Source organism: Vibrio sp. MOR3 (genome assembly GCF_001557775.1).
Lineage (GTDB): Bacteria > Pseudomonadota > Gammaproteobacteria > Enterobacterales > Vibrionaceae > Vibrio > Vibrio jasicida.
In genome coordinates this window covers 1-328 of sequence record NZ_LNRD01000060.1, presented here as the reverse complement: position 1 = coordinate 328, position 328 = coordinate 1, and the positions used below count along the sequence as shown (strand labels likewise).

General features: G+C 45.1%; 1 protein-coding gene. It reads left to right on the top strand.

What is annotated here, in order from left to right:
• Positions 1-50 precede the first annotated feature (50 nt).
• On the top strand, positions 51-328 hold a 278-nt coding region (locus ATB76_RS26930; protein WP_240538067.1), incomplete at its 3' end, for an Ig-like domain-containing protein.

Sequence of the window (328 nt, the reverse complement as noted above, 5' to 3'; positions counted from 1 at the left end):
ATGGTTCTGAAGAGCTTACTTTTACAGCCACAGATCCAAGTGGTTTGGAAGTGAGTCAGAAAGTTGATTTCACAGTCAATGCCGTTGCCGATATTGTCGCTGATAGTGCAGATATCGTTGAAGATACACCAACCATTTTGGATGTGTTAGACAACGATAGTTTCGAAGGTCAATCACCAGTTGTATCAGTAGAAGCGGGCGATGGCCCTGCAAATGGCAGTGTGGTTGTGAACAACGACGGCACCATTACTTACACGCCAGACCAAGACTACAACGGTTCTGACGAGTTTATTTATACAGTCACCTCTGGTGGTGTTACTGAGACTAC